A 23,355-nucleotide genomic window follows, 5' to 3' on the forward strand; every position below is an offset into this window, starting at 1 on the left:
ATTTATCCAACAAATGTATTGCTATCTTTGCTAGTGTACAATGCGACAGTCGTTTTGTAAGTCTATTTCCACACCTAATTATGCGAATTCACACCACTGCCCTTTTACTATTAGTTTTCTTGATTGGTTGCCAAGAGGAAAGGAACCTTACCTTCGAAACCTTGGATTTGGACGAGACCCGTTGTTCGGAGTGCCCGGAGGTCGTTATCCATATTCCCAAGGCCGTTGGAAAATCGAAAGTAGGGCAGACGGTGAATACGGCGCTGCAGGAAGAGATCATTGAAATTTTAAACTATGATGACGAGGTCGAGGCATCGTCCATCAAGGAGGCCGTAAAGTCGTTTAGCCAAGGATATTGGGAAATCAAAAAGCTGTACCCCGAGGAAGCCTCCGTATGGGAAGCCACCATCAAGGGCGCGGTTTCGTATGAAGACGATGAGTTGCTCACCATAGAACTCGATTCGTACCTTTTTACCGGCGGTGCCCACGGTTATAGCTCAAAACGGTATTTGAACTTCGACAAGGTCAAGGGGAAGGAACTGGAAAACCGGGAACTCTTTCGAGACCGCAAGGAATTCGAGGCATTTGCGGAGCAAAAGTTCCGCTCACAGGAGAACATCCCTCTCGACGGCCCGATCAACAGCACCGGCTTTATGTTCGAAAGCGATACCTTCCATCTTCCGGAAAACATAGGTTTTACCGAAGCCGGAATAAAGCTACTCTACAACCCGTACGAGGTAGCTTCGTACGCCGACGGGCCCATTGAGATCATCCTCCCTTTTGAGGACATCGCCCCTTTTTTGGTAAAAAAAGCGAGGCTCTAGCTATTTTAGCATCTTCTGCAAGGCGATAATCGCACCGATGTGAAGACCTTCGTGAAACAGGTTGAAGGCAATGGCCTCGTCAACATTGCCCAAGGTTACATTGGCACTGGTGGTATACGATTGGTAGTTTTTGAAAAGGCCGTTCCTATAGTCCTCTTCCATCCATTCTACCGTAGAGATCAGTAAGGCGGCCACCTCCTTTATCTCCTCATCGGAAGGTGCGTCACCGGGCACGGTGCCCTTTCTATATTTGTCGACGTACCCCTCCGGGATTCTTATCTGCAACCCACTGAACCTGTACACCAAAAGCTGCTGTGTTACCACCACGTGGGCAATGTTCCACCAGATATTGTTGCGAAAGCCTTCCGGAATTTGAAGCAACTGCTCCTTAGGGGTAAGGTCAAGTATACTGTGCAAGCGCTTTCTCACCTGCACCATTGTGTTCAAGATGTTTTCCACGGGATTCAATTTTAAAGTCGGCCCTAAAAATAGTACAATTGATCGGAAATGGGTTTCTTTGTACCCGTAAATCATTCGTAACTTCCAATGAAGAAAATCTACCATCTAAGTACCTGCGATACCTGCCGGCGCATTCTTAAGGAATGGGAACCCTTGGACGGGGTAGACCTCCAGGACATCAAGACCGAAGCATTGACAGAGGGCCAAGTCGAAGAAATGAAACAATTGGCCGGAAGCTACGAGGCGCTTTTTAGCAAAAGGGCCCGGCTTTTCCGCCAGCAAGGGCTACACGAAAAACAGCTTTCGGAAGAAGATTACAGGGAGCTCATCTTGGAGCACTACACCTTTTTAAAGCGACCTGTCGCCCTGATCGACGGCCGCATCTTTATAGGCAACAGTAAAAAAACGGTCGAGGCGGCCAAAGAAGCCCTTCATTCTTGAGCAAGCGGACACTAGCCATTTTAGCCGCCGTCGGGGCCACCATCATCTACGGTTTGAACCACACCATTGCCAAGGGCATCATGCCCGGTTATGTTCCGGCATACGCCTTGGTGGTATTAAGGGTCGTAGGAGCCTCCATTCTGTTCTGGTCCATTTCCCTATTCGGTCCGAAGGAACGCATCGAAAAAAGGGATTACGGCCGAATGGCCGTCTGCGCCCTATTGGGCATGGGAACCAACATGCTGGTGTTCTTTAAGGGGCTATCGTTGTCGACCCCCATAAACAGTGCCGTTCTTATTACCACCACCCCGATTATCGTCGTATTGTTGTCGGCCATCCTGATCAAGGAAAAAGTGCTGCCCAAAAAAGTCTTGGGCATAACAATCGGTTTTATAGGGGCGCTCGGCCTCATCCTTTTTAGCTCGGAAATCCGCCAAGATGCTCCCAACATCCCCTTGGGCAACTTTTTGATCTTGCTTAATTCCATTCTGTACGGCTCGTATCTGATCGGAGCAAAGACATTGATCGAAAAGTACCACCCCTTTACCTTTATGAAATGGTTGTTTACCTTGGGCATCCTCATTTGCCTGCCCTTCGGCTTTCAAGAAATGATCGATACCGATTGGGCCTCCTTGCCCTTTGACGCCATATGGAGGATCGCCTTTGTCATTATCGGCACCACTTTTTTCACCTACCTTTTCAACATCTTTGCCCTAACCCAGCTAAAAGCCTCCACGGTCAGCGCCTTTGTGTATTTACAGCCCTTGATAGGAATCTTGTTCGCCTTGATTACCGGGCAAGACCAACTGACGACCGTCAAGATTATAGCGGCCTGCCTGGTATTTTTAGGGGTTTACCTCGTCAGCACAAAACGTCGCCCAGGTACCAAAAATCGCGTTCTTTAAACGGACAAATGCCTGGGCGCCTTGGCGAACTTACGGGTATCTTCCTTGGTCAAGACCCGAAACCCCTCGCCCTTTGGTGCATTCTCGAACGATTTCAGAAAATCGTCGGTCAGGCCGGTGAGCTTTCTGGTCGTCAAATCCATCCACGCACCCATCATCTCGCAATGGGCAAAATTTTCACCCTTGTGATTGTAGAAATTGTGATGGAACTCAAAAAACTTACCGTCTTCACTCATTCCCATAATTTCCATTGAGACCCTAATAGGCCTCCCCGGAAAGGCTTCCTTAAAATAATACATATGCTCGTAGAACACTACCGGACCGAGCTGTTTTTGGGCGAGTGTCTTTTGGTTGACACCGAGTTCGATCAAATAGGCCATTCGCGTATGGCTCATATAATTAAGGTATGCCGAATTGGCCAAGTGCCTATTGGCATCCAAATCGCTCCAACGAATTTCAAATTCTTTAAAGTACATGAAAAATTATTTTATTATGCGTGCATAAGAAAGACAAAAATACCATAAGTTTGACGTAACAACCATGGGCGTGTTAAAAAAGTTTCCCGATGGGGACCGTTTTTGCCAATTTATCAATGGGCCCCCTTCAAAATAGGCAACTTTTATCAAGTGGCCCTTATCCGATGCGGATTATTGGCCACAGTTCAACGTACCGTAATTGGTAATGAGCAAAATACGCTGTAGTTTTATCAACAAGTCAAGTAAACGTGAAACGAATTTCATTATGTCAAACAAACCCTCTTTTATAAGCGACCTATCACTGCCCGCCATTGCGGCCCCCATGTTCTTGATATCCGGACCTAAACTGGTCATCGAATGCTGCAAAAACGGCATTGTGGGTACATTTCCCGCCTTAAACCAGCGTACGAGCGAAGGTTTTGAGGAATGGCTGATAGAAATCAAATCCGCCCTCGAAGCCTTTGAAAGGGAAACCGGTAAAAAACCCGCTCCTTTCGGTGTCAACCTTATCGTGCACCAAACCAACCCCAGGCTAGAGGCCGATATCAAACTCTGTATCAAACACAAGGTGCCGATTGTCATCACCTCCCTCGGTGCCGTATCAATGGTGGTCGATGCCATTCACAGTTACGGAGGGCTTGTCTTTCACGACATCATCAAAAAGAGGCATGCCGAAAAAGCCCAAGAAGCTGGTGTGGACGGCCTTATTTTGGTGGCGGCGGGAGCCGGTGGCCATGCCGGAACCCTCAACCCCATGGCCTTGGTCGCCGAAATCAAGAAATTTTTTGACAAGACCCTTATTCTCAGCGGATGTATAAGTACCGGACGCGATATCGCGTCGGCCCTGCAAATGGGAGCCGACCTGGCCTATATGGGAACCCGGTTTATAAATACCGAAGAGAGCCAGGCCCCCGAGGAATATCGGGAAATGATCATCGAGGCCGGTGCCACCGATGTGGTCTATACGGCAAGCATATCGGGCGTACATGCCAACTTCCTCGCCGCCAGCTTAAAAGCTGCAGGACTTACCGAAGAAGACCTGAAAAAAGATACCAAGATCGATTTTGGAAAAGAATTGAATACCGAGGCCAAGGCTTGGAAAACCATATGGTCGGCGGGCCAAGGTTCAACATCGATCGAAAACTCGCTTCCCGTAAACCAACTTGTGGCCAACCTGAAGACCGAGTTCAAGGAGGCTGTCGAACAGCAGGCTAAACTATTGGAAACCTACCCCAAATAATGGGCGTAAGGTTGTTCGACGTAGAATGCACTTGATCTTCCAAAACAAAAAAATCGTCCGATGCCCCTAGTTTCATCCGATTATCACCCGCCCCTCCATTTTCGGCACGGCCATATTTCTACCATTTATTCCGGATTGGTAAGAAAGGTCAGCGATGTCGTCCAAAGGCGCGAGCGGATCGAATTACCCGATGGCGATTTTATCGATCTCGATTGGAGTTTTTCCCGGACACCTACGCGAAAGGCTGCCATACTGTTGCACGGTTTGGAAGGCAATGGGCAACGCCCCTACATTACCGGTAGCGCCAAGTCTTTTAACGAAAACAACATCGATGCATGCGCCGTTAATTTTAGGGGATGCAGCGGAACGACCAATCGCCTTTTCCGTTCGTACCATTCGGGCGCGACCGACGACCTCGACGAAGTGGTAGCACACCTACTCCGTCTTGAAAAATATGACGAAATCTATATCAACGGGGTCAGTTTGGGCGGCAACCTGGCCCTCAAATATGCCGGTGAAGACCGTCAAGTACCCAAGGAGGTAAAGGCCGTTATCGGCGTATCGGTTCCCTGCGACCTGCACAGTTCGTTGAAAGAACTCTTAAAGCCAAAGAATTTTGCCTATGCCGCCCGGTTCAAGAAGCATCTCGTGGGCAAGCTCCTTTTGAAGCTCCCCTTGTTTCCCGATAGGATATCGATGCGGGATATCAAGAACATCAAAAATTTGAAGGACTTCGATGACATTTATACCAGCCGGGCCCACGGCTTCAAGGACGCCCTTGATTATTACGAAAAATGCAGCTGCCTTCAATTCCTTCCCAACATACAAATACCCACTCTGATCATCAATGCCACCAATGATTCATTTCTAGGCCCGGAGTGCTACCCTTTTACCGAAGCCGACAAAAACAACCGGCTTTTTTTGGAAACCCCAAGGTATGGTGGCCACGTGGGATTTTTTGATCATGGCAACGTATATTACAACGAAAAAAGAACAATAAAGTTTTTGGAAGATGCGCTTTAAATAGGGGTAATTCTTATATTAGTACCCATAAATTTTGTTACCATGAAAAAATTATTTGTTGTGCTTGCTTTGGGCGGATTAATGGTCGGCTGCGGAGAAAAAAAGAAAGAAGAAAAGAAGGGTTTTGAAATGAACAGAACCAAAACCGAAGAGAAAGCTGTGGAGGCGAAATCGGAAGGTGTGCCCGTCGATATGGACAATGAAGGTGTCGGCCCCTTTAAGGACATTACCTTCGACGGTGAAATAGACGCCGAGTTGGCCGCTGCCGGCGAAGCCAAATTCAATACCATCTGTACCGCTTGCCATATGGCAGAGCAAAGGATGATCGGGCCTGCCTTAAAAGGCGTTTATGAAAGAAGAAACCCGGCCTGGGTAATGAACATGATCATAAATCCCGACAAAATGCTTAAGGAAGATCCCATTGCCAAGGCATTGATGAAGGAATACAACAACGCTATCATGTTAAACCAAAATCTTTCCGAAGAAGAAACCCGTGCAGTTGCGGAGTATCTAAGAACGTTATAGTTTCTAAAAATTACAAAAAAGCCGGCCTTCGTTTGAAGGCCGGCTTTTTTTTGTCGCCTTGCCCCAAAACAAAATACGACCACCATAAAAGCGTATGGCCTATCGAAAATTTAGCAATTTTAACAAAACTTTATCAATCAAAACAGAGGTTTCTTCGTCTATAGTACCAAATACCCTATTCATCAATTAAATCAAATCGGTCATGAAAGACGACACAATCTACCTCAACGACAAAAATTTATCCCGCCTATTGCGCAGGCAACGCAAGGATATTTCCTTAAAATATTGGCTGGGCTGGGCCGGTGGGTATGCATCCACCAAAAAGGAGGAAAACGAGGACAAATAAACCCACGTGGCCGGCAAGGCAATGCCCTGACGTGGTGTTAATCTTCGATCTTATCGACCACTACCTTGTAAGTAGGATCTTCAAGAACGTTTACATCGATAATTTCCTCTGCGTTCTTTAAAAGTTTTATACAGTCCCTGCTCAAGTGCCGAAGATGTATCTTTTTGCCTACTTTGGCGTAACGTTCGGTAATCTTGTTCAAAGCCTCGATACCCGACATATCGGCCACGCGGCTTTCCTTAAAGTCGATGATTACCTCGTCGGGGTCGTTCAAAACATCGAATTTTTCGGCGAAAAGGGTTGTTGAGCCGAAAAAGAGAGGGCCATAGATCTCGTAGTGTTTCACCCCATTTTCGTCTACATACTTTCTCGCCCGGATACGTTTGGCATTTTCCCAGGAATAGGCCAAGGCGGAGATAATAACGCCTAACAGAACGGCTACGGCCAAATTGTGGGTAATGGCGGTTATCAAGGTAACCAGTACCATAACCACGACATCCGATTTGGGCATTTTACCAAAAGTTTTGAAACTGGCCCACTCGAAAGTTCCTATGGCCACCATAAACATCAGACCGACCAAGGCCGCCATGGGCAACTGCTCGATAAGGCTCGAACCGAACATGATAAACACCAACAACATCACGGCCGCGGTTATACCCGAAAGTCGGGCCCTTGCCCCCGACGAAGTATTGATCAAACTTTGACCTATCATGGCGCAGCCTCCCATACCCGACAGGAAGCCCGAGAAAATATTGGCCGTACCTTGGGCCACGCACTCCCGGTTGCCCCTACCCCGGGTCTCGGTAATCTCATCGATGATGTTCAGGGTCAAAAGACTTTCGATCAGCCCTACCCCGGCAACAATGGCCGCATAGGGAAAAATAATCTTAAAGGTCTCGAAGGTCAAGGGAATCTGCGGAATGGACAAGGGCGGAAAGCCCCCCTTAATACTTTGCCCTTCGACCATGGTATCGGCAACGGTCTTGGTATCTATTCCAAAGCCGATCACAATGGCCGAAACTACCACGATCGCCAACAGCGAAGAGGGGACGGCCTTGGTCAGCTTGGGAAAACCCCAGATGATCAGCATGGTCAACAAGGTAAGTCCGAGCATGATAAACATGGACGAACCGCCAAGAAGTTGATCCGTACCCTTCTCATAAAAATTCGGGAACTGTGCCATAAAAATAATAATGGCCAGTCCGTTGACAAAGCCGAACATGACAGGATGGGGCACCAGCCGGATAAACTTACCCAAGCGCAACACCCCTGCCAAAATTTGCAATACCCCGGCAATGATTACCGTGGCAAACACATAATGGAGGATCGTATCGGGTTCGATTCCGGGAAAATTGCGCTTCAACTCCAAGATCAGACCGATAAAAATGACCGCTACGGCCCCTGTTGCACCCGAAATCATGCCTGGCCTACCCCCTAAGATTGAAGTGATTAAACACAGAATAAATGCGGCGTAAAGTCCCGTTAGCGGAGAAAAACCTGGAATCAAGGCAAAGGCGATCGCCTCGGGCACCAAGGCAAGGGCAACCGTTAAGCCCGAAAGAATTTCCGTCTTATAGTCTACCTTCTGCTTAAAATCGAATAGATTGAGATATTTCTTCATGGTCGGTTTTTGAGCCGGCAAAAATAGCCCAAATTACCCTATTAGCCTAGCCATGAAGGTTAAATACGTATTTATTAAGGCGGTTTTGGCGAATTACCATGGCCTGCTGCCCAATAGTCTTTGGCCCAATTCGCTAAGTTCTGCCCTTTTATACTTGGTTTGTTCCCAGTTTCTCGGATCCCCCGGAAAGGCGTAGCCTTGTGGGGCAATACGGTTTTTCCAAGACTTGACCCGCCAATTGCGCAGCCCTTCATTGTCTTCCTCTGCCGGCATCATCGAAATGTACTGGGCTATCCTCACCTTGTCCTTTGATCGGTTCGGTCGTATGCCATGGGGTTGGGTGCTATTGAAAATGAGAAGGTCTCCGGCTTCCATGCCCACCTTTACGATCTTATCTTCGAGTCCGGAAATATCGGGGTGAAACCGATTTCGGTCGAAGGGCTGGCCCTGTTTCCAGGTATCGTAGTTTCTGTACAACCAAGGTATGCATTGAAACCCGCCCATATTCCCGTCGACCTGGTCGTTCAGGGCCAACACCCCTTGTACATTTTGGGGCCGGGACTCCGGGTCGTAGTCCCAATGAATGAATCCCTTTTTGTCGCTTCCGGGAGGCAAGGGAAAATTGAGGTTGGCCCGATCGATGGTCACCCAAAGCTTATCGGTGCCCCATACATCGACAAAGGCATCGTAGACCCTTTGTGTTTGCCTGTTGTCCCAAAGCAATTGATGGTTATAGACCTCGACCATACCCGTTCCGGTAAGTTCCTTCATTTTCATCTCGGCCCGTGGCGGAGCATACCACGTTTTGGGGTCATCGGGGTCTTTCTCATCGAATTCCCAAAGAAAATCCGCCGTCTTTTGGGCCTGTTTCCTTGAGATGGCATTTTTAATAACAATGTAGCCGTTGTGCCTCCAAAAATCCCAATCCGCCTCACTTAAGACCCTCAAGGGTTCCCCGTTCGAACGGTCGTTCAAGTCCTTTGCGCCCCTAGCGGGCGTAGATGGGTTTCCGGATATGTCCTTATGCGCCGTATCGACCATATCGCCTTTTGTATTCTCCATGATAAAAGGAATCTTGATTATTAAACCTTCACGTAAAACTATCGCGCCCACGTCGCCTATTCTACCTTAATATTGACCTTTATTTGAACAATATTGATATATTCATACAAATTTTGTAATTATAAGTGTAATTTTGTTAAAAACAACATCGGCCCTTCACCTCCAAAACAAACCCATGGTCGGGGTCAAAGCCCATGAAAGTTCAGCTCGAAACCATTAGCCCTGAAACCAAGAGTCCGTTCCGGCTTCTGCACGACCCCAAGCTGAACCATTTGTTTTATTGGCACTTTCATCCGGAATACGAGCTGGTGTACATCGAGGGGGCCAGTGCCACGCGCCATGTAGGAAACCATATCTCTACCTATACCGATAGCGACCTTGTCTTGATCGGATCGAACATTCCCCATCTCAACTTCGACTATCGGGTCGGCACTTCGTACCGTCAGGAAGTACTGCACATAAAACCCTCGTTTAAAGACGGTTTTGTGGGCCCACTTCCAGAATTAAGGAACATTGACCGGCTTATGGACCTGGCTAAGTACGGAATAGCCTTTACGGGCCGTACCAAAACGGAGGTCGGGGCCCTTATGAAGCAACTGCACCTTCTGCCCCCCTTCGATTTTTTTATGGAAGTAATACGCATATTAAAGACCTTATCGGGCAGTCGCGATTTTGAGCTCTTGCACAAAACCCCTTTCATCAACTCGTACAGCACCAAGGAGCAACGGCGCATTCGCGAAATCTACGCCTTGATAGACGCCCGTTACCATGAAAAAATTTCGGTCGACGAGGTGGCCTCCCTTTGCAATTTGAGCAAAGCCGCCTTTTGCAGGTATTTTAAGAAGGCCACAAACAGTACTTTTATAAATTTTCTCAACCAATACCGCATCAGCCAGGCCAAAAGGTTGCTCCTGAAAGGCAAGAACGTAAGCGAAACCTGCTTTGAATGTGGGTTTGAAAGCCTTTCATATTTTAATCGTACGTTTAAAAAGGTAACCGGCGAGAACCCATCCGATTTTAAAAAAAGGCTTTTTGGAAGGTACTGATATCTTTTTAGGGCATTAATAGTATCGCAACCGTTCATTTGGAGCATATATCGGGTTTAACTTATGGGAATAAACCTAAACCACATCAAATATGTTCTCGATAAGCCTTGCCACCATACTAAAAATCACTTTTGCCGGACTTGCCATCTACGCCTACATTATCCTGATTACGCGAATGGCAGGAAAAAGAACCTTTGCAAAAATGGGCAGCTTCGATTTTGCCATAACCATTGCCATGGGATCCATTTTGGCCGATGCCGTCAACAAACCGTCCGGCAGTTTTATGCCCGCCTTAATATCTTTGGGCCTGTTGGCCTTGCTACAGGTGGTATTTGCCAAGCTAAGGACAAAATCAAGCGTTTTTGAACATACGGTAACCAACACCCCCGTGCTTTTGATGAGAGACGGTCAGATCTACGAAGAGAACCTAAAAAAATGCTTGGTCACCAAATCCGATTTAATGGCCAAGTTACGTGAAGCCAACGTACTGCAGTTTTCAGAGGTCAAAGCCGTCGTCTTCGAGACCACGGGAGACATCTCGGTATTGCATGGCCGGGAAGCCCTTACAATCGACAAAGCCCTATTGGACGGTGTAGAAGACTAGCCCGTTCATCTTATGACAAAACAAAACCGCTCCTGCTCTAACGAACAGAAGCGGCCTCTAACTAAATAACCAACCAAAAAAAATCGTATTATATTTTTCTACTCCGCTCTACCTTCATGGTAGGGTTGGAAGTCTTTTCCCTTTTTTTGCCCGTCGAGCCGTCGTTTGATTTTAGATACTGTTGGTATCCCCTTCCGCGAAATTTGTAAACCGTTCCGCTTGCCGGATGGTACAACTCGATGGTACTGTCATTAATAACGTACAATTCGAAATAATCATTGCTCGATGAATGGTAAGCCAGTGTTAAAGTTTTGAGCATTTCATCGTATTGAACGTCATACACCCGATAATCGCCTTCAAAATCCCATTGTATTTGGGAAACGGGGGTTCCTGGCGCATCAATGGACGAACGGAAATACCCGGGCTGGAATTGAAGAAAGTTTTCGCTATCAAAATAGTTCAAGGCTCCCACCTCGCTTGTATAGACCTTTTCCCATACCACGTACTCCTGAAGAAAGTAATGGATGTTGTCGTAAAACACGTAATCAAAGTCGAAGCTGTTCAGCCGATAGCCGTTCAGGTAGTATGAGGTATCGGTAAGGCTGTCGTACAACTCTATTGTATTGCTGTTCACGGTAAAAACATCAAGCACGTAACGCCCATAGTAATCGTGGTCTACTTCGAGGGTTCCGCGCCCAGTATAATAGTAGCCTACATCGATACCCAGCCCGTCACCCGTCTTTCCGATACCTACAATATTGTTATTGGCAAAAAGGGTTCCGTTGACGAACGACACGGTAAAGGCCCGTTGCAAAAAGGGCACCTCGCCCGAGCCTTTCGTCGCATTGATATCGACATACCAGAGGTCGTAGGACCGCAAGACCTCTTCGGTACTGAAGGCAGGCTCTTCAATCAACTCATCCTCTAAAATTACCTCTGTATAACAAGAGGACATTAAGATTCCCGTAAGTGCTAAAGTGAGTAGTTTTGCTTTCATAGTATCCGTATTAAATTCCCCCTGTTAAAAACAAGCACCGTGCCAATATTGTTAATGTTTTGATAATCAACACTTAAGGTTTCGGTTTTTAATTTGTTTAGTTTTGCTGTGGAATTATAAAGACCTACAAAAACTGTAGATAGTATGGACAACCCTTTAAAATTTGCGGTTCTGGGAGGTGGCAGTTGGGCCACGGCCATTGTAAAGATGCTTTGTAACAACCAAGGGAAAGTGGGCTGGTACATGCGCAACAGCGATGCCATCGGATTCATTAAAATACAGCGGCACAATCCGAATTACCTGACCTCCGTTACCTTCGACACCTCAAAACTGGAACTGACCGACGATATAAACGAGGTGGTTTCTCGGGCCGATATATTGATCTTTGCCATTCCCTCGGCCTTCCTTTACGGCGAATTGCAAAAACTAACGGTTCCTATCAAGGACAAAACCATTTTTTCGGCCATCAAGGGAATCGTGCCGGAGACGGGACTTATTGTAGGCGAACATTTTCACCAAGAGTACGGCATCCCTTTTAAGAACATTGGGGTAATAACGGGGCCCTGCCACGCCGAAGAAGTGGCCTTGGAGCGTTTGTCGTACCTCACTATAGCCTGTGAAGATACCAAGAAGGCCAAATTTGTGGCCAAAAACCTAAGCAGCAGCTATATCAAGACCAAAGTTACCAAAGACATCATCGGGGCCGAGTATGCGGCGATGCTCAAGAACATTTATGCCATTGCGGCCGGTATTGCACACGGTCTGGGCTACGGCGACAATTTTCAAAGCGTGCTTATGAGCAATGCCATTCGCGAAATGAAGCGCTTTACCAAGCGCATTCACAACATCGACCGAAATATCAACAATTCGGCCTACTTGGGCGATCTACTGGTGACGGGCTACTCCACTTTTAGCCGTAACCGGATGTTCGGCAATATGATCGGCAAAGGGTATACCGTTAAAAGTGCACAGATGGAAATGAACATGGTAGCGGAAGGCTATTATGCCGCCAAAAGCGCCTACGAAATCAAATCAAAATTCGATAAAAAGGTAAAAACGCCCATTATCAATGCCGTGTACAAGGTGCTGTACGAGGGCAAAAACGCCAAGAAGGTATTTTCGGAGCTGACCGACAAGCTCGATTAGCGCGGACTACGACCCGACGCCATCGACGGCTTTTATAAAACACGTGTATACCTTTGCCCCTTTTTGACCGGACTACCTACTTTATCGAGAAAGGGGATCAACTTAAAGGGCAAGCCGCTTTTTACACGGCGTTGTTACCTTCTGTCCAACGAAAAGTCGGAATGCTCTTTCAGTTCGGCCTTGAGGGTAGCGCGCCAAGCGTCAATTTGGGCATCGTCGACCTTATAGATAGCCTTAAATTCCTCTAGAACAGGCTCCATCAAGCTTCGTACACTGTCAATATTGAAATACAGCCTACCCGTCCTACGGATGAAGAAATCCATTGGGTTAAGTACCATTTCGAACTCGACACCAAAGTGCAACTCGGCCTTGGCCATACGCACATACTTATCGGTATCTTTTAACGAAGCGTATTTTTCAAGTATTATTTCGGTCTGCTTACCGTAATTGGTAACCAAGAACCAGGCGTCGTATTCGTCAAAACCATCCCCCTTGATCCTATCGTATACTTTGTCGATATACCTCTCAACATGTTTGAACTTCTTAAAGTCTACATTACCGCAAAGGGCGATCTTTTCGGTAAAGCACTCCTTCAACTTGGTATCGTGTTCCTCTTCCATTTTTTTGGCGATTCGGTCGACGACGCGTTCGGCCATTTTCCGGTATCCGGTAAGTTTGCCCCCCGCTATACTGACTAGTCCGGTATCCGAGGTAAAGATCTCATCTTTTCGCGACAGTTCGGAGGCCGATTTTCCTTCCTCATGGATCAAAGGCCGAAGGCCCGCCCAGGAGGAAACGATGTCTTCCATCTCCAAATTGATTTTCGGGAACATGTTGTTTACCGCGGAAATCAAGTAAATGGCGTCCGCCAAATCGGTTCGCACATGGTCTTTGTCTTTGTCAAAATTGGTATCCGTAGTACCGATGTAGGTCACCTTTCCCCTGGGAATGGCGAACATCATGCGCCCGTCGGGTATATCGAAATACACCGATTGCTTGACCGGAAGCTTTTCTTTCGGAAACACCAGGTGGACCCCTTTGGTCAAATGCAGCTGTTTGCCCTTTTTAGAGTTGTTCTTGCTCCGCAGTTCGTCTACCCAAGGTCCTGCGGCACTAATAACGTATTTGGATTTGATGTCGAAATGTTCTCCGCTGGGCAGGTCTTTTACCTTAACGCCCGCCACGCGTCCATTGGTATAAATGAAGTCCTCTACCGCCGCGTAGTTCAAGGCATGGGCCCCAAAAAGCAGGCTGGTCTTGATGTTTTCGATCGTAAGGCGTGCATCGTCGGTACGGTATTCGGCGTAATACCCTGCCCCCTTCAGTATTTTCTTGGGCAGTAGGGGCTCCAATTTCAAAGCCTCCTTCTTCTCCAGCATTTGACGTTTGTCGTCGCCCGAGACCTGGGCCAGGATATCGTACACCTTAAGACCGATCGATGTAAGCCATTTGCCATAGGAACCGTTCTCGATCAAGGGCAGCAACATCTTCTCGGGTATGACCAAGTGCGGGGCCAACTTGTGAACGATGGCCCGTTCCGAGCCTACTTCCTTGACCAACCAAAAATCGAATTGCTTCAAATAGCGCAAGCCGCCGTGGATCAGCTTGGTCGATTTGCTACTGGTGCCCGAGGCAAAATCGCCCTTTTCGACCAAGGCCACCTTTAATCCGCGCGAAGCGGCGTCGAGGGCAATGCCCCCACCGGTAATACCTCCACCTATGACGACCAGGTCGAAGGAGTCTGACGAAAGTTTTTTGAGGGTCTTTGACCTATCTAGATTTGAGAATCTTATATTTTCCATACGGTTTTTAAAATGCCTATTGTTCTTCCCACCCTTTGGTGCGTTCAACGGCCTTTTTCCATTTTTTGTAAAGGCGTTTTCGTTTTACCCGGTCAAATTTCGGTTTAAAAATTCGATTCATGGGCCTATTTTCATCAACATCTTCCTGTTTCCACAATCCGATCTGGATACCGGCCAAGAAAGCGGCCCCCATGGCCGTTGACTCAATGACCTCGGGCCTATGGACCTCCGAGTCCAATATATCGGCCTGAAATTGCATCAAGTGGTTGTTGGCGCAGGCCCCGCCATCTACCCGAAGGTTTTTTAGCTGAATGCCCGAATCGTCTTCCATGGCCTTTAGAATGTCCTTGGTCTGGTAGGCCAAGGATTCCAAGGTCGCCTTTGCCAAATGGGCCTTTCCGGTATCGCGGGTAAGTCCGAAAATAGCCCCTCTTGCATACATATCCCAATAGGGGGCGCCCAAACCGGCAAATGCGGGAACCACATAAACTGGGTTTTCGCCTTCAACGGAATCTGCCAAGGCCTCGGTTTCCTTGGCCTCTTCGATCAATTCAAGACCATCCCTAAGCCATTGAATGGCCGCACCGGCAATAAAAATACTGCCCTCCAGGGCATAGTTCACCTTTCCGTCCAGCCCATAGGCAATCGTGGTCAATAGTCCGTTTTTTGAAAATTGCGGTCGTTCGCCCGTATTCATCAACATAAAGCATCCGGTACCGTAGGTGTTTTTGGCGGTGCCCTTTTTAAAACAGGCCTGGCCGAACAGGGCCGCCTGCTGGTCGCCCGCTATGCCCGCAATGGGAATTTGGCTTCCGTCCAGCTCATAATCCCCGAAATGAAAGGCCGACGGCCTTACCTCGGGCAACATCGACTTGGGTATGCCCAAGGCCTCTAGCAAGGTATCGTCCCATTTTAAATTGACAATATCGTAGACCATGGTCCGGGAGGCATTGGTGTAATCGGTCAGATGATTTTTTTTGCCGGTCATATTCCATACCAACCAAGTGTCTACGGTGCCCATCAAAAGTTCCCCTTTTTCGGCCTTTTCCCTTGCCCCTTTGACATGGTCCAAGATCCATTTGACCTTGGTGCCCGAAAAATACGAATCGATTACCAGACCGGTCGTTGTCTTTACGTGTTCGGTGAGGCCTGTTTTTTTTAGGTGCTCGCATATTTCGGCCGTACGCTTATCTTGCCAAACGATGGCGTTATATACGGGTTTTCCGGTCGTTTTGTCCCAAACGATCGTGGTCTCCCTTTGGTTGGTAATGCCAATGCCCACAATATCGGAAGCAGCGACGTTTTCTTTCCGGACCAACTCATGGAAGACCTCCAATTGCGATTCGAGAATTTCCATCGGATCGTGCTCTACCCAGCCCGAGTGCGGAAAAATCTGTTTGAACTCTTTCTGGACCATGCCCTTTATCCGGCCGGCTTCGTCGACCAGCAATGCCCGGGAACTGGTCGTACCTTGGTCAAGGGAAACTATGTATTTCATAAGATTTTAGAATTATTGGGTTAAAGGCCCGACAATCGACCCATACATCTCCTTAAGGAAACAAGGCGGTACAAGAAATGTTTTGGATGTCATCAATTTAGCCCATTGATAAATATAGAATTTAATGGGCCCATTTCAAAACGGCAAGGGACTTGGAGGAAGCCTGCGGGCCAAATAACTTCCAAGGGAGGAGGCGGTAGCCGGCATGTCGCCCCCTAGTTATCCACATTGCCCTTATCAAAACCATATTCCCGTTCTACCCTACAAATGCGCACCTTATACGATTCGTACCAGTCTTCCTGTCCTTTTTTCTGTGCAAAAAGATGATCGGCATTGGCCTTCCATTGGGCAATGGCCCCCAGGTTTTTCCAATAACTTACGGTGATACCCACCTCTTCGCGGGCGCTCTCCATACCTAGAAAGCCCGGTTGCTCCTTGGCCAAATCGGCCATACGTACGGCCATTTCGGCGTAGCCTTGGTCACCGGAGGTGCGCTTGGAGGTAAAGATGACGGCGTAATAGGGCTCGGGTCCGAACATAGCTTCACTTCAAGATTAAAAATTAGTGCTCATCGACTCATGCAAATCGCTTACCGTATATACTCCTTTTCAACAAAATAATCGACCAGGGCCTCTTTCATCAATACGGCCTGTTCACCGGCCTTTAAGGGGGGCAGTTCTTCCTTTACCTTGTAATGGGGCCATCCCTCTTCGTCGAAATAATCGAATTCATAATAGCCATAGGGTTCCAATAACCTGCAAATGGCGATATGCATCAGGTTCAGCTTCTCGTCTTTCTTATACTTTCTATGGTATTGGCCCAATTCCTGGACCCCGACCAGATATATAATGGCATCGAGTTCCAACGGGTCGCCATCCGAAAATTGGGCAGAGAGTTTTTCGACCAACACATCCCATCTTTCCTTTAACTTTATATCTCTTGACATAGTATTTTACCGGGTGGTGATTAATCCATAATAATATGGACATCGTTTATAGCACCCAAAGGTACAAATCAAAATACTACTTTTGTGAAAATACGACCGCTATGGGCTTTCTTGATATTATTTTGGGATTATTGTTATTGTACGGCCTCTATAAAGGGATACGGAACGGACTTTTTATAGAACTGGCCTCGATAATAGCCCTTGTCGCCGGTATTTACGGTGCCATTCATTTTTCGTACTATGCCGGCGATTATCTTTCCCAGAACATGAACTGGGAAGAGCGCTATATCAATACCGCCGCCTTTGTGATTACCTTTATAGCCATAGTTATCGCAGTACATTTTGCCGCCAAACTACTGACCAAGGTAGCCAGTATGGCCATGTTGGGCCTGTTAAATAGAATTGCCGGAGGTATTTTCGGGGTGGTCAAGGTTGCGGTAATTCTGGGGGCACTTTTGATTTTCTTTGAACGGGTGAACCAATCTACCGGTCTGGTAGAAAAGGACAGGATGGAGGATTCGGTTCTGTACGAACCCATCAAGAAAATCGGCGAGTTTGTCTTTTCGAAGGTCTTAAGGCCCCACAACGACGCAGACGACAAAAATCGGCAACATGAGGGGAAAATCGTGGTCGAAGCGATCAAGCCCGACCGGTCGGGCAAACTGGGCAATCTTCGTTACAAGGCAATCGATACGCATGTCTTACTCCGACTATAATAAGCTGCCTTAAACAGTTGTACGTTTTGACCTACAACAACTTAGACCCTATGTGCATTTCATCGAAAAGAAAAAATAATTTACCGTGGCAAAGGGTTATTTTTAGATATTCGCTTATCGATTAATTCCCCAATCGTTTTTACCAGAACACGAGAAGCCCCATTTCTCAATCCTACTTTTCGAGAACACACCTACTTACAAATAGAACACTATATGAAAATGATAAGGGAATTCCTTGTCCTTGTGTCGTTTGTATGTACCATGGCCTCTTGTTCCAAAGAGTCAACGGGCACAGCAAATGTCGCCGAGGCCGAGAATGTGCACGAAATTGAGAACGAATTATTGGATGTCGTGAACCAACACCGGCTTTCCATAGGCCAAAATAGTTTAACCTTCAGTTCCGTGGCCTATGAGTACGCCAACCAACACACTGATTACATGTTGGCCCGAGGCTCCATCAACCATGACAATTTTAGCAAAAGGGCCTCAAACATTTCGGCCAAGGAAGATGCAAAGTATGTGGCGGAAAATGTGGCCAAAGACTACAGCTCGGCCACTGAGGCCTTTAACGGTTGGCTCAAGAGCAGCAACCACAGAAAAACGATGGAAGACGATTTTACCCATACCGCCGTTAGCGTAAAGGAAAGCAACGACGGAACCCTCTACTTTACCCAGATATTTTTCAGATAGAAGCGTTTTAAAAGTCACATATCGATTAAAGCGCCTATCAAGTGCCATACTTTTTATAACTTTGGTTTGCATAGCGGCATAAGCACCTACCCCGGCAACCATGCCCTATGCACGTATAGTTTAACCAAAGTAAAATTTCACTATGGCCATCAAAGCTCCTTTCAACCTCAATAAGTGGATCGATGAAAACCGCCACCTACTCAAGCCCCCCGTTGGCAACAAAAACCTATACAAAGAATCGGGGGATTACATTGTAATGATAGTGGCCGGGCCCAATGCGAGAAAAGACTACCACTACAACGAGACCGAAGAACTCTTTTATCAATTGGAAGGCCATATAGAGGTACACATCCAGGAAGACGGCAAAAAAAAGACCATGAAGCTAGGGCCCGGCGACATGTACCTGCATCCTGCAAAGATACCGCACTCCCCGGTTCGCCATGAAAACAGTATCGGCCTCGTTATCGAGCGCAAAAGGGCCGACTTGGATATAAAGGACGGACTATTGTGGTTCTGCGACAACTGCAACCACAAACTTTACGAAGCCTATTTCAAGCTCAATGACATCGAAAAGGATTTTTTGGGGCATTTCGAGCATTTTTACGGTTCGGAAGAGCTTCGTACCTGTGACAACTGCGGAACCGTTATGCCGCTGGACAAGCGCTTTGTGGCTGACAATTAGTTCAAATTCGGTTTTGATTGAGAAATTGACGATCTTTGGTAGTATCGGAGCCCAATCAAACTTGCTTCGTTCGTCCCCAATTCGTAATTTATGACGAGGTTCCAACTTTTTAAATACCTGTCAGTGCTTCTAATTGGAGCCTTGATTTCGTTTTTTATCTTTTACACCATCAATGCCCGATATTTGTCGGAAAACCGTACCACGGTCGAAAACATGGTGGCCAAATCGCTCCTTAAGATCAACGATGAATTGAACAAGATATCCTTGGTCATCGAATCTATGGGCTTCTTTTTTGAAAACCACGAAGAAGTATCCCAAGAACTTTTTGAACGATTTACCGACCCCTATCTAAAACAACTCAAGAGCATCGAGGGCCTAAGATGGGCACCAAGGGTCGACGAATATAGCCAAAAGGCCAGCGGTGACGATCTGGCGATTACCCAAATCGATTCTTCGGGCCACTTCGTTCCGGCGAAAATCACAAAAATCCATTACCCAATTTCCCTTTCCAACCCATTGGGCCCCTTTAAAGCCCTTATAGGCTTCGACAGCTACTCCGAACAGACAAGGAAAGAAGCGATCGACAGAGCAACAAAGACCCGTAAAATCGTCTTCAGCGCACCTATAAAACTAGTATCGGAAGACGAAGAGGTATTCGGGTTTCTGGCCATCAAAGCGGTATCGGAGCCCAAATCGGACAGCATAAAAGGCATTGTGGCCGGTATTTACCGAATGGACAGGTTCATCAATAAGACCTTAAAACAGGAACTTCCATTTTTGAATATCGGAATAATCGATTCCGCCGCCAACACATACCCCCTGATTTCAGGTCCGGAAGCGAATAGCCAAAAAAAGGAAACCGACATTGTCAAAAAAATAAAGGCGGCGAACAGAACCTGGCTGGTTCGCTTTACGCCCAATTCCGAATACACCGATTTCCCCCATGTAATCGAGTCGTACATCGTTCTGTTCCTCGGCCTGTTGACCACGGTACTTCTCGTGTACGTGATAAAGAAAAACGATGAATACAACGATCGCCTTGAGGCGCGGGTCTTACTTCGCACCAAAGAGCTGGAAGCCTCCAACAAAATGAAGGAAAACCTTTTGCGCGAAATTCACCATAGGGTAAAAAACAACCTGCAGATCACATCGAGCCTTATGAACATGCAGAAGCGCAAGCTGGTCAGCAAGGAGGCCATCACCGCACTCTCCGACAGTCAGGCCCGAATATCGGCCATCGCATTGACCCATCAGAAGATTTACCAAGACAAAGACTCCAAGGCCGTAAACCTGAACGATTACCTCATCGATTTGATGGAACATCAAAAGAAAATATCGGCTTCCTTTACCTATAAGATCAATTGCCCCTATATATCGATAGACCTCGACCGTGCCGTGCCCCTGGCCCTGATCATTTCCGAACTGGTCACCAACGCCGTAAAGCACGCCTATCCGGACACAACAAAATACAACGAACTATTGATAGACGTGTCGCGCCTAAGTGGCGAAAATGTGCTTCTATCCATACGCGATAACGGTAAAGGACTACCTGAAGATTTCGACCTCGACCAAGCCGAAGGAATCGGTTTTGAGATCATTAAAGCCCTTTGTAGGCAGATTTCGGCGAAACTTACCTACGAATCGAACGATTACGGCACCCAGTTCGACCTGGTTTTCCGCAACAAACCACAAACGTAGGCGGGGCCATGCCCAACAAGCGTGCTTTTTAACTATATTCGAAAATGATAAAAGCCATCTTAATCGGCCTAGTGGCCCTCTTGCACCTTTACTTTATGTGGTTCGAAATGTTCGCCTGGACAACCAAGGGAAGGAAAATTTTCAAAAAATTCCCACCTGAGGTGTTCGAACCGACCAAGCCCATGGCGGCCAACCAAGGGCTTTACAACGGCTTCTTGGCGGCGGGCCTAATCTGGACCTACTTCATCACCGATCCCGTATGGAAAACCAACATTGCGATATTCTTTTTGGCCTGCGTAAGTGTTGCCGGTATCTATGGAGCGCTTACGGCCGACAAGAAAATACTTTTCGTACAGGCATTTCCGGCCCTTATCGCCTTGGTTTTCGTCCTTTTTTGATCGGAGGCCCCATGGTTTGGACAAGCGGGGCAAAAATTCCCCGTTGGAATACAAAATTTCATTCCTTTTTCTTCCGTTAAAAAAGTATATTTGACATATATATAACAATAATTGTCGTAAAAGTTATAAAATGTCGAAAATAGCCCAAACATTCGGTATCGCAGAAGTACTTGAAACCCTTCATATAAAAGAAATTAACGACGGCACTTCCACCGGTAGCCACTGGACGGGCAACGGTGAAGAGCTGAACTCCTACTCCCCAGTTGACGGGGCTTTGATCGCAAAGGTAAAGACCACCTCGAAGTCCGATTATGGGAACGCCATCGCTACCGCCCAAAAAGCGTTCAGGCAATGGCGACTTGTACCCGCCCCCCGGCGCGGGGAAATCGTTCGGCAATTCGGCGAAAAACTGCGCGAATTAAAACAACCCTTAGGCAAGTTGGTTTCCTATGAAATGGGCAAGAGCTATCAAGAAGGCCTGGGCGAGGTACAGGAGATGATAGACATTTGCGATTTCGCCGTCGGACTCTCCCGTCAACTCCACGGACTTACCATGCACTCCGAAAGACCGGGGCACCGTATGTACGAACAATATCATCCGCTTGGCGTGGTCGGCATCATATCGGCTTTCAACTTTCCGGTCGCGGTTTGGGCATGGAATACGGCCCTGGCCTGGGTTTGTGGCGATGTCTGTATATGGAAACCTTCCGAAAAAACACCCCTATGCGGTATCGCCTGCCAAAAGATCATTGCCGATATACTAAAGAAAAACGGGCTGCCCGAGGGCATTTCATGTTTAATAAACGGCGATTACAGAGTTGGTGAAATGATGACCAAAGACAATCGGGTACCCCTGGTTTCGGCAACGGGTTCGATAAGAATGGGCAAGATTGTGGCCCAGGCCGTAGCGGCCCGCCTGGGCAAATCGCTTCTTGAGCTTGGGGGAAACAACGCCATAATCGTTACTCCCGACGCCGATATCAAGATGACCGTGATCGGCTCTGTTTTCGGGGCGGTCGGTACGGCAGGACAACGTTGTACCTCGACCCGAAGGCTCATTATACACGAATCGGTCTATGAAAAGGTCAAAAAGGCCATCGTCGACGCCTATGGCCAACTCCGGATCGGCAACCCCCTGAACGAGAACAACCATGTAGGCCCCCTAATCGATAAAGACGCGGTGGACAAATATCGGGAAGCCCTGAAAAAGGTAGTCGCCGAAGGCGGCCGGCTTCTTGTGGAGGGAGGTGTTCTGGACGGTGAGGGCTACGAAAGCGGTTGCTATGTGCAACCGGCCATTGCCGAGGCCCGACCCGATTTTGAGATCGTACAACAAGAAACCTTTGCACCGATACTCTACCTGTTGAAATATTCGGGGGATGTGGAAAACGCCATCGATATACAGAACAACGTGGCCCAAGGACTCTCTTCGGCCATTATGACCAATAATCTACGCGAAGCGGAACGCTTTCTGTCGGTAGCCGGAAGCGATTGTGGTATTGCCAATGTGAACATAGGAACTTCGGGTGCCGAGATCGGTGGTGCATTTGGGGGCGAAAAAGAGACCGGTGGAGGTCGGGAGAGTGGCTCGGACGCTTGGAAGATATACATGCGAAGGCAAACCAACACCATAAACTATACCACCGAACTGCCCTTGGCACAGGGTATAAAGTTCGACCTATAACAAGAAAAACCCGCCTACTCGTTTCCTTGCCCTTCCCCCGAACAGACAAGAAAAAAACACGACGGGTTTTTTAAGCTAAACTAACTCAAACAACTATACTGTATTTTAAATACAGAAAAGAAACCTTAATCTATAATTTGTTTCCTTTATTTCTATGATCAACACTTTCGGTCTGGGGCATCCTCCAACTTCCACGAAGTAGCTCTTGCAGACCAAGAACCACCACCATACAGACCAAAGTCGCCAACTTTATAATCTCGGATTTCATCTTCCCACAGGTTCTAAATTCGGAATAAATATAGTCTAGGAAGAGGCTCAAAACTATAACTTTTGTATAGATGGTACCTATTTATGTATCAATATGCCCAAAAATGCACTAAGTGTCATTTTTATATCGTAAAACCCTCCCCCTTTTTAAAAACACCAAGGGCCTACCCGTGTCGGCCAGGCCAGACCGGCATCGGATTTACGAGTTCAAATCGCCGGGACAACTCTAAGATTGTAGTACATACCTGACTGTATATGA

Annotated in this window: 25 protein-coding genes; 16 read left to right on the forward strand and 9 right to left on the reverse strand. The window is 47.3% G+C overall.

Annotated features, from left to right (window positions below):
* The first annotated feature begins 80 nt into the window (after positions 1-80).
* On the forward strand, positions 81-824 hold the full coding sequence (locus BUB37_RS00980; RefSeq protein WP_072987034.1) for a DUF3298 and DUF4163 domain-containing protein: 744 nt from the start codon (positions 81-83) through the stop codon (positions 822-824).
* Here the strand turns inward: BUB37_RS00980 and BUB37_RS00985 are convergent, their stop codons facing one another.
* Positions 825-1,283 (reverse strand): DinB family protein, encoded by a 459-nt coding sequence (locus BUB37_RS00985; RefSeq protein WP_094766540.1) that lies wholly within the window; start codon positions 1,281-1,283, stop codon positions 825-827.
* An 87-nt stretch (positions 1,284-1,370) separates the two neighbouring features.
* Here BUB37_RS00985 and BUB37_RS00990 point away from each other — a divergent pair, with 87 nt between their 5' ends.
* Both BUB37_RS00990 and BUB37_RS00995 read left to right on the forward strand, forming a co-directional pair.
* A complete protein-coding gene (locus BUB37_RS00990; protein ID WP_072987038.1) occupies positions 1,371-1,724 on the forward strand; it encodes an arsenate reductase family protein in 354 nt (117 codons plus the stop codon).
* A complete protein-coding gene (locus BUB37_RS00995; protein ID WP_072987042.1) occupies positions 1,721-2,629 on the forward strand; it encodes a DMT family transporter in 909 nt (302 codons plus the stop codon). The genes BUB37_RS00990 and BUB37_RS00995 overlap by 4 nt, the downstream gene beginning before the upstream one ends.
* On the opposite strand, the gene BUB37_RS01000 is transcribed toward BUB37_RS00995, so the two are convergent.
* Complete coding sequence (locus BUB37_RS01000) at positions 2,626-3,105, reverse strand: acyl-CoA thioesterase (RefSeq protein WP_072987045.1); 480 nt, start codon at positions 3,103-3,105, stop codon at positions 2,626-2,628. The two genes, BUB37_RS00995 and BUB37_RS01000, sit on opposite strands and share 4 nt — an antisense overlap.
* A 265-nt stretch (positions 3,106-3,370) precedes the next feature.
* Here BUB37_RS01000 and BUB37_RS01005 point away from each other — a divergent pair, with 265 nt between their 5' ends.
* From BUB37_RS01005 to BUB37_RS21545, 4 genes are all read left to right on the forward strand, one after another.
* Positions 3,371-4,345: an NAD(P)H-dependent flavin oxidoreductase gene (locus tag BUB37_RS01005; RefSeq protein WP_072987048.1), complete on the forward strand. Its 975-nt coding sequence runs from the start codon at positions 3,371-3,373 to the stop codon at positions 4,343-4,345.
* Positions 4,346-4,405: 60 nt separating this feature from the next.
* Positions 4,406-5,368 (forward strand): YheT family hydrolase, encoded by a 963-nt coding sequence (locus BUB37_RS01010; RefSeq protein WP_072987051.1) that lies wholly within the window; start codon positions 4,406-4,408, stop codon positions 5,366-5,368.
* Between the two features lie 42 nt (positions 5,369-5,410).
* Positions 5,411-5,893 (forward strand): c-type cytochrome, encoded by a 483-nt coding sequence (locus BUB37_RS01015; RefSeq protein ID WP_072987054.1) that lies wholly within the window; start codon positions 5,411-5,413, stop codon positions 5,891-5,893.
* 202 nt (positions 5,894-6,095) lie between these two features.
* Positions 6,096-6,239 (forward strand): hypothetical protein, encoded by a 144-nt coding sequence (locus BUB37_RS21545; protein WP_170863097.1) that lies wholly within the window; start codon positions 6,096-6,098, stop codon positions 6,237-6,239.
* A gap of 37 nt (positions 6,240-6,276) precedes the next feature.
* Here BUB37_RS21545 and BUB37_RS01020 read toward each other — a convergent pair whose 3' ends face one another.
* Together BUB37_RS01020 and BUB37_RS01025 are read right to left on the reverse strand one after the other, a co-directional pair.
* The gene (locus tag BUB37_RS01020; protein WP_072987057.1) at positions 6,277-7,860 is read right to left on the reverse strand and encodes a SulP family inorganic anion transporter; all 1,584 of its coding nucleotides are present in this window, start codon (positions 7,858-7,860) and stop codon (positions 6,277-6,279) included.
* Between the two features lie 93 nt (positions 7,861-7,953).
* Positions 7,954-8,922 carry a phytanoyl-CoA dioxygenase family protein gene (locus BUB37_RS01025; protein ID WP_072987060.1) on the reverse strand — a complete coding sequence of 323 codons (969 nt, stop codon included), beginning with the start codon at positions 8,920-8,922 and terminating at the stop codon, positions 7,954-7,956.
* Positions 8,923-9,116: 194 nt separating this feature from the next.
* Here BUB37_RS01025 and BUB37_RS01030 point away from each other — a divergent pair, with 194 nt between their 5' ends.
* On the forward strand, positions 9,117-9,968 hold the full coding sequence (locus tag BUB37_RS01030; RefSeq protein WP_072987063.1) for a helix-turn-helix domain-containing protein: 852 nt from the start codon (positions 9,117-9,119) through the stop codon (positions 9,966-9,968).
* A 91-nt stretch (positions 9,969-10,059) separates the two neighbouring features.
* Positions 10,060-10,572 (forward strand): DUF421 domain-containing protein, encoded by a 513-nt coding sequence (locus tag BUB37_RS01035; protein WP_072987066.1) that lies wholly within the window; start codon positions 10,060-10,062, stop codon positions 10,570-10,572.
* Between the two features lie 88 nt (positions 10,573-10,660).
* On the opposite strand, the gene BUB37_RS01040 is transcribed toward BUB37_RS01035, so the two are convergent.
* Entirely contained in the window at positions 10,661-11,569 is a 909-nt protein-coding gene (locus BUB37_RS01040) for a nicotinic acid mononucleotide adenyltransferase (protein WP_072987069.1), read from the reverse strand.
* Positions 11,570-11,713: 144 nt separating this feature from the next.
* Between BUB37_RS01040 and BUB37_RS01045 the strand changes: the two genes are divergently transcribed.
* On the forward strand, positions 11,714-12,715 hold the full coding sequence (locus tag BUB37_RS01045; protein WP_072987072.1) for an NAD(P)H-dependent glycerol-3-phosphate dehydrogenase: 1,002 nt from the start codon (positions 11,714-11,716) through the stop codon (positions 12,713-12,715).
* A 134-nt stretch (positions 12,716-12,849) separates the two neighbouring features.
* Here BUB37_RS01045 and BUB37_RS01050 read toward each other — a convergent pair whose 3' ends face one another.
* The 4 genes from BUB37_RS01050 to BUB37_RS01065 form a co-directional block, all read right to left on the reverse strand.
* Positions 12,850-14,517 (reverse strand): glycerol-3-phosphate dehydrogenase/oxidase, encoded by a 1,668-nt coding sequence (locus BUB37_RS01050; protein WP_072987076.1) that lies wholly within the window; start codon positions 14,515-14,517, stop codon positions 12,850-12,852.
* 16 nt (positions 14,518-14,533) lie between these two features.
* Positions 14,534-16,015: a glycerol kinase GlpK gene (gene glpK, locus BUB37_RS01055; protein ID WP_072987081.1), complete on the reverse strand. Its 1,482-nt coding sequence runs from the start codon at positions 16,013-16,015 to the stop codon at positions 14,534-14,536.
* 215 nt (positions 16,016-16,230) lie between these two features.
* A complete protein-coding gene (locus tag BUB37_RS01060; protein ID WP_072987083.1) occupies positions 16,231-16,554 on the reverse strand; it encodes an antibiotic biosynthesis monooxygenase family protein in 324 nt (107 codons plus the stop codon).
* 50 nt (positions 16,555-16,604) lie between these two features.
* The gene (locus BUB37_RS01065; RefSeq protein WP_072987086.1) at positions 16,605-16,961 is read right to left on the reverse strand and encodes a hypothetical protein; all 357 of its coding nucleotides are present in this window, start codon (positions 16,959-16,961) and stop codon (positions 16,605-16,607) included.
* A 35-nt stretch (positions 16,962-16,996) separates the two neighbouring features.
* On the opposite strand from BUB37_RS01065, the gene BUB37_RS01070 reads away from it, so the two are divergent.
* From BUB37_RS01070 to amaB, 6 genes are all read left to right on the forward strand, one after another.
* Positions 16,997-17,677: a CvpA family protein gene (locus BUB37_RS01070; RefSeq protein ID WP_072987090.1), complete on the forward strand. Its 681-nt coding sequence runs from the start codon at positions 16,997-16,999 to the stop codon at positions 17,675-17,677.
* A gap of 213 nt (positions 17,678-17,890) precedes the next feature.
* Positions 17,891-18,367, forward strand: a complete 477-nt coding sequence (locus BUB37_RS01075) for a CAP domain-containing protein (protein ID WP_072987093.1) — start codon at positions 17,891-17,893, stop codon at positions 18,365-18,367.
* A 142-nt stretch (positions 18,368-18,509) separates the two neighbouring features.
* The gene (locus BUB37_RS01080) at positions 18,510-19,049 is read left to right on the forward strand and encodes a 3-hydroxyanthranilate 3,4-dioxygenase (RefSeq protein WP_072987096.1); all 540 of its coding nucleotides are present in this window, start codon (positions 18,510-18,512) and stop codon (positions 19,047-19,049) included.
* Between the two features lie 123 nt (positions 19,050-19,172).
* The gene (locus BUB37_RS01085; RefSeq protein WP_170863098.1) at positions 19,173-20,747 is read left to right on the forward strand and encodes a CHASE domain-containing protein; all 1,575 of its coding nucleotides are present in this window, start codon (positions 19,173-19,175) and stop codon (positions 20,745-20,747) included.
* A gap of 44 nt (positions 20,748-20,791) precedes the next feature.
* Positions 20,792-21,145 (forward strand): DUF1304 domain-containing protein, encoded by a 354-nt coding sequence (locus tag BUB37_RS01090; RefSeq protein WP_072987102.1) that lies wholly within the window; start codon positions 20,792-20,794, stop codon positions 21,143-21,145.
* 130 nt (positions 21,146-21,275) lie between these two features.
* On the forward strand, positions 21,276-22,829 hold the full coding sequence (gene amaB, locus BUB37_RS01095; RefSeq protein WP_072987104.1) for an L-piperidine-6-carboxylate dehydrogenase: 1,554 nt from the start codon (positions 21,276-21,278) through the stop codon (positions 22,827-22,829).
* Positions 22,830-23,355: the final 526 nt, after the last annotated feature.

Origin of the sequence: Pseudozobellia thermophila (genome assembly GCF_900141855.1) — a bacterium.
Taxonomy (GTDB): domain Bacteria; phylum Bacteroidota; class Bacteroidia; order Flavobacteriales; family Flavobacteriaceae; genus Pseudozobellia; species Pseudozobellia thermophila.

Coding starts and splice junctions, on each gene's coding strand:
- BUB37_RS01060 (WP_072987083.1), bottom strand. CDS start 16,554: ATGTTCGGACCCGAGCCCTATTACGCCGTCATCTTTACCTCCAAGCGC.
- BUB37_RS01075 (WP_072987093.1), top strand. CDS start 17,891: ATGAAAATGATAAGGGAATTCCTTGTCCTTGTGTCGTTTGTATGTACC.
- BUB37_RS01010 (WP_072987051.1), top strand. CDS start 4,406: ATGCCCCTAGTTTCATCCGATTATCACCCGCCCCTCCATTTTCGGCAC.
- glpK (WP_072987081.1), bottom strand. CDS start 16,015: ATGAAATACATAGTTTCCCTTGACCAAGGTACGACCAGTTCCCGGGCA.
- BUB37_RS01050 (WP_072987076.1), bottom strand. CDS start 14,517: ATGGAAAATATAAGATTCTCAAATCTAGATAGGTCAAAGACCCTCAAA.
- BUB37_RS01040 (WP_072987069.1), bottom strand. CDS start 11,569: ATGAAAGCAAAACTACTCACTTTAGCACTTACGGGAATCTTAATGTCC.
- BUB37_RS01005 (WP_072987048.1), top strand. CDS start 3,371: ATGTCAAACAAACCCTCTTTTATAAGCGACCTATCACTGCCCGCCATT.
- BUB37_RS01015 (WP_072987054.1), top strand. CDS start 5,411: ATGAAAAAATTATTTGTTGTGCTTGCTTTGGGCGGATTAATGGTCGGC.
- BUB37_RS01070 (WP_072987090.1), top strand. CDS start 16,997: ATGGACATCGTTTATAGCACCCAAAGGTACAAATCAAAATACTACTTT.
- BUB37_RS01080 (WP_072987096.1), top strand. CDS start 18,510: ATGGCCATCAAAGCTCCTTTCAACCTCAATAAGTGGATCGATGAAAAC.
- BUB37_RS00980 (WP_072987034.1), top strand. CDS start 81: ATGCGAATTCACACCACTGCCCTTTTACTATTAGTTTTCTTGATTGGT.
- BUB37_RS01025 (WP_072987060.1), bottom strand. CDS start 8,922: ATGGAGAATACAAAAGGCGATATGGTCGATACGGCGCATAAGGACATA.
- BUB37_RS00990 (WP_072987038.1), top strand. CDS start 1,371: ATGAAGAAAATCTACCATCTAAGTACCTGCGATACCTGCCGGCGCATT.
- BUB37_RS01090 (WP_072987102.1), top strand. CDS start 20,792: ATGATAAAAGCCATCTTAATCGGCCTAGTGGCCCTCTTGCACCTTTAC.
- BUB37_RS01000 (WP_072987045.1), bottom strand. CDS start 3,105: ATGTACTTTAAAGAATTTGAAATTCGTTGGAGCGATTTGGATGCCAAT.
- BUB37_RS01065 (WP_072987086.1), bottom strand. CDS start 16,961: ATGTCAAGAGATATAAAGTTAAAGGAAAGATGGGATGTGTTGGTCGAA.
- BUB37_RS01035 (WP_072987066.1), top strand. CDS start 10,060: ATGTTCTCGATAAGCCTTGCCACCATACTAAAAATCACTTTTGCCGGA.
- BUB37_RS01030 (WP_072987063.1), top strand. CDS start 9,117: ATGAAAGTTCAGCTCGAAACCATTAGCCCTGAAACCAAGAGTCCGTTC.
- amaB (WP_072987104.1), top strand. CDS start 21,276: ATGTCGAAAATAGCCCAAACATTCGGTATCGCAGAAGTACTTGAAACC.
- BUB37_RS21545 (WP_170863097.1), top strand. CDS start 6,096: ATGAAAGACGACACAATCTACCTCAACGACAAAAATTTATCCCGCCTA.
- BUB37_RS01020 (WP_072987057.1), bottom strand. CDS start 7,860: ATGAAGAAATATCTCAATCTATTCGATTTTAAGCAGAAGGTAGACTAT.
- BUB37_RS01045 (WP_072987072.1), top strand. CDS start 11,714: ATGGACAACCCTTTAAAATTTGCGGTTCTGGGAGGTGGCAGTTGGGCC.